Genomic DNA, 4286 nt, shown 5'->3' on the forward strand with positions numbered 1-4286 from the left:
TCCAAGATGTGCTATAATATAGGTAGAGAGTTCCCATTCATTTAGGATTATGTGGTATTCAACCTCTCTCAATTTTTCCAGATTGGAGGACTATTGCCATGCGGAATTATCTTAAGTATATTCCATACTACCTTGTCATTTTCTTCTTTTACTGGCCCCTCTATGAGCTCCTCTCTCTATTCATCTCTGACCCATATACACTGAAGGGACTATACATTTACAACATCGTCCTCTTTTCACCTCTGGTAACCTTTATCGTATCGCTACTTTATAGCTATCGATTTCATTTCTCACTTTGGTGGCTACTCGGTATTGGTTTGCTCTATTGCTTTACCATCATCACCTTTGGTGAGTTCATCCTGCTTTACTTCCTAGCCTATGAACTCTTTGCCCTACTTGGGTTGGTTTCTGGTGTGAGTATCAAGCATCTCTTCCAGAGAGCGAAAAACAAAAAAATTATACAAAAACCTTGAAAATTCTCGCAATCATGCTATAATAATGCATAGAGACAAGTCACTTAGTCCCTTTCTACTAGAGAGTGCGTGGTTGCTGGAAACGCATAGAAAGCCTAAACTGATACTACTCTACTGACTTTTATGCAAACATAAAACGGTGGCTACGTTAAAGCCAATCAGAGGTGTCCCTCTTTTTTGAGGAACATAAATGAAGGTGGAACCACGTTGCGACGTCCTTTTAGGATGTCGTTTTTTGTTTGGAGAGTATTAACGACAAAGTTAAGATGAAATTTAGCCAAGAGCTGAAATGAGGTGATAGATTTGAAGAAAATATTATCTTGGATGATCACTTGTACCTTCCTTTTACTCTATGTCTGGCTAATGAATACGCTCAGTCTATGGGGGACGGAAAATATTGTCGTCTTTTCATTTTTTCTACTCATTCCTCTCTTACCATTCCTTGCCCCCTTTCTTGGTATCTTAATGTTTTTCAACAACAAGAAACTCATTACAACAGGATATCTTTTCAGTTTGACAGCTGGTATCTATTTGGTCAATGCGATAAAAAGCTATCCGATAAGGATATACATGAGAGGCGAGATGACTCAGGAGGAATATCTGTCTCTCATCCTTTCCTTGGTATGCTATCTATGTATTTCTACGCTTTTCTTTATTTTCAGACTGAAAAAGTTAAAATGAAATTGATTTAGCAAATCAATTGTGATCATTCTTTATTGATATCTAGCTTCCCACTTCTTCAAACCTCAGTTATAAAAATACGATAAATATTTAAGGAGAAAACCATGATTAAGATTACTTTCCCAGATGGCGCTGTTCGTGAATTCGAATCTGGCGTTACTACTTTTGAAATTGCCCAATCTATCAGCAATTCCCTAGCTAAAAAAGCCTTGGCTGGTAAATTCAACGGCAAACTCATCGACACGACTCGTGCTATCACTGAAGATGGAAGCATCGAAATCGTGACACCTGATCACGAAGATGCCCTTCCGATCTTGCGTCACTCAGCTGCTCACTTGTTTGCCCAAGCAGCTCGTCGCCTTTTCCCAGACATTCACTTGGGAGTCGGTCCTGCTATCGAAGATGGCTTCTACTACGATACCGACAATACTGCTGGTCAAATCTCTAACGAAGACCTGCCTCGTATCGAAGAAGAAATGCAAAAAATCGTCAAAGAAAACTTCCCATCTATCCGTGAGGAAGTATCGAAAGACGAAGCACGTGAAATCTTCAAAAACGACCCTTACAAGTTGGAATTGATTGAAGAACACTCAGAAGACGAAGGCGGTTTGACTATCTACCGTCAGGGGGAATACGTGGACCTTTGCCGTGGACCTCACGTCCCATCAACAGGCCGTATCCAAATCTTCCACCTTCTCCATGTAGCAGGTGCTTACTGGCGTGGAAATAGCGACAACGCGATGATGCAACGTATCTACGGTACAGCTTGGTTTGACAAGAAAGACTTGAAGAACTACCTTCAAATGCGTGAAGAGGCCAAAGAACGTGACCACCGTAAACTTGGTAAAGAGCTTGACCTCTTCATGATTTCACAAGAAGTTGGTCAAGGTTTGCCATTCTGGTTGCCAAACGGTGCGACTATCCGTCGTGAATTGGAACGCTACATCGTCGACAAAGAGTTGGCTTCTGGCTACCAACACGTTTACACTCCACCACTTGCTTCTGTTGAGCTTTACAAGACTTCTGGTCACTGGGATCATTACCAAGAGGACATGTTCCCAACCATGGACATGGGTGACGGGGAAGAATTTGTCCTTCGTCCAATGAACTGCCCACACCACATCCAAGTCTTCAAACACCATGTTCACTCTTACCGTGAATTGCCAATCCGTATCGCTGAAATCGGTATGATGCACCGCTACGAGAAATCTGGTGCCCTCACAGGTCTTCAACGTGTGCGTGAGATGTCACTCAACGACGGTCACCTCTTTGTTACTCCAGAACAAATCCAAGAAGAATTCCAACGTGCCCTTCAGTTGATTATCGATGTTTATGAAGACTTCAACTTGACTGAATACCGCTTCCGTCTCTCTCTTCGTGACCCTCAAGATACTCACAAGTACTTTGACAACGATGAGATGTGGGAAAATGCCCAAACCATGCTTCGTGCAGCACTTGATGAAATGGGTGTTGACTACTTTGAAGCTGAAGGTGAAGCAGCCTTCTACGGACCAAAATTGGATATCCAAGTTAAGACAGCTCTCGGAAAAGAAGAAACCCTTTCGACTATCCAGCTTGACTTCTTGCTTCCAGAACGCTTCGACCTCAAATACATCGGGGCTGACGGTGAAGAACACCGTCCAGTTATGATTCACCGTGGGGTTATTTCAACCATGGAACGCTTCACAGCTATCTTGATTGAGAACTACAAAGGTGCCTTCCCAACATGGCTTGCACCACACCAAGTAACTCTCATCCCAGTTTCTAACGAAAAACACGTAGACTACGCATGGGAAGTGGCTAAGAAACTCCGTGACCGCGGTGTCCGTGCAGATGTAGATGAGCGCAACGAAAAAATGCAGTTCAAGATCCGTGCTTCTCAAACTAGCAAGATTCCTTACCAATTGATTGTTGGGGATAAGGAAATGGAAGACGGAACAGTCAATGTTCGTCGCTATGGACAAAAGGAAACACAAACTGTCTCAGTTGATGACTTTGTCCAAGCTATCCTTGCTGATATCGCCAACAAATCACGTGTGGAAAAATAAAACGATCACTGTCTGAGAAACATTTTTCAGTAAGAAAAAGCAACAACTGAAATAGTTATTGCTTTTTTATATTTTATTTAACCTGAGCTAGTCGTGATTGGTCAAACCACCACAAATGGTATCCTCATCAACAATCCTTTCTATCCACTAACTGTTGGATATAGGATATCCTCCCAAGATTTGCTTCCTCGAGTTAGAAAAGTTCAATATCCTCAATCCTTGTCTGCTTCATTTTCTTTTACGAGATCTTTTTGTGAATCTTTTTCAGAGAGTTTTTGATCGATATACTTGTTAATGTTTTCATAAAATTCCTTGGTCATCTCACTATCTAATTTTGTCGAATTATGGACTTGATTGACTTTTAATTGAACAGATTGAATACCGTAAGAGGCTTGTTTTTGATGGAGCGTTTCTAATTCTTCTTCTGAAATCGGATCTCCAACAACTGTCAAGACCAATTCATTGTCCCTAGACTTGTAGACTTGATTAATGACCGTATGATTAGAGAACTCTTTTCCTACAAACTGTTTGATCCCTTCTTTTCGCGCTTGATCTATCGTCAGAGTGACTGCTGAATAACTGGCTGGAAGAACCAATAATACAATCAAGGATGTCAAGCCAATTTTCATTTTAATGTTTAGCTCTTTAAATGAACTTAAGGGAGATTTCCTCATCAAAATTCTTGTTCCAACAATATTTGTTAACATGATGAAGACACAGTTGATCAAGAAAAGATAGAGAGCCCCGAATAAAAATCGTACATTTCCATTAGCTAAACCATAACCTGCAGTACAGATAGGTGGCATCAGAGCTGTTGCAATAGCTACTCCTGGCACGATATTGTTTGCTTCTTTTTTCCTTGAACCAATTACGCCTGCTATCCCACCAGCAATAGCAATGAGAACATCCCAAATGGTTGGAGAGGTTCGTGCAATCAATTCGCTACTTGCATAAGATAAGGGAGAAATCCAGAAATACAGAGTCGAAACAAGCAAGCTGACCAATACTTGAGTAAATAAAACCTCTAAAGATTGCTTGATTAAACGCGTATCAAAAATAGCTAAACCGAATCCTAGTCCAACAA

At 41.1% G+C, this 4286-nt stretch carries 4 protein-coding genes and 1 pseudogene; 4 read left to right on the plus strand and 1 reads right to left on the minus strand.

Going from position 1 to position 4286, the window contains the following annotated elements; all coding sequences use genetic code 11:
- Positions 1-98: 98 nt before the first annotated feature.
- The 4 genes and pseudogenes from GMD1S_RS06725 to thrS all read left to right on the plus strand — a co-directional run bounded on the left by GMD1S_RS06725 (position 99) and on the right by thrS (position 3202).
- On the plus strand, positions 99-473 hold the full coding sequence (locus tag GMD1S_RS06725; RefSeq protein WP_001246986.1) for a hypothetical protein: 375 nt from the start codon (positions 99-101) through the stop codon (positions 471-473).
- Between the two features lie 73 nt (positions 474-546).
- Positions 547-743: pseudogene (locus GMD1S_RS12275) on the plus strand (hypothetical protein).
- Between the two features lie 54 nt (positions 744-797).
- Entirely contained in the window at positions 798-1154 is a 357-nt protein-coding gene (locus tag GMD1S_RS12565; protein ID WP_000627037.1) for a hypothetical protein, read from the plus strand.
- Between the two features lie 104 nt (positions 1155-1258).
- Positions 1259-3202 (plus strand): threonine--tRNA ligase, encoded by a 1944-nt coding sequence (thrS, locus tag GMD1S_RS06735; RefSeq protein WP_000591036.1) that lies wholly within the window; start codon positions 1259-1261, stop codon positions 3200-3202.
- 212 nt (positions 3203-3414) lie between these two features.
- On the opposite strand, the gene GMD1S_RS06740 is transcribed toward thrS, so the two are convergent.
- Positions 3415-4286, minus strand: an 872-nt coding sequence (locus tag GMD1S_RS06740; protein WP_000321567.1) for a DUF389 domain-containing protein, incomplete at its 5' end; no start/stop codon positions are given.

Source organism: Streptococcus sp. GMD1S (assembly GCF_000296875.1).
Classification (GTDB): domain Bacteria; phylum Bacillota; class Bacilli; order Lactobacillales; family Streptococcaceae; genus Streptococcus.

What these genes read in the sequence shown, in the direction of transcription:
- GMD1S_RS06725 (WP_001246986.1), top strand. Translation starts at nt 99, where the DNA reads ATGCGGAATTATCTTAAGTATATTCCATACTACCTTGTCATTTTCTTC.
- GMD1S_RS12565 (WP_000627037.1), top strand. Translation starts at nt 798, where the DNA reads ATGATCACTTGTACCTTCCTTTTACTCTATGTCTGGCTAATGAATACG.
- thrS (WP_000591036.1), top strand. Translation starts at nt 1,259, where the DNA reads ATGATTAAGATTACTTTCCCAGATGGCGCTGTTCGTGAATTCGAATCT.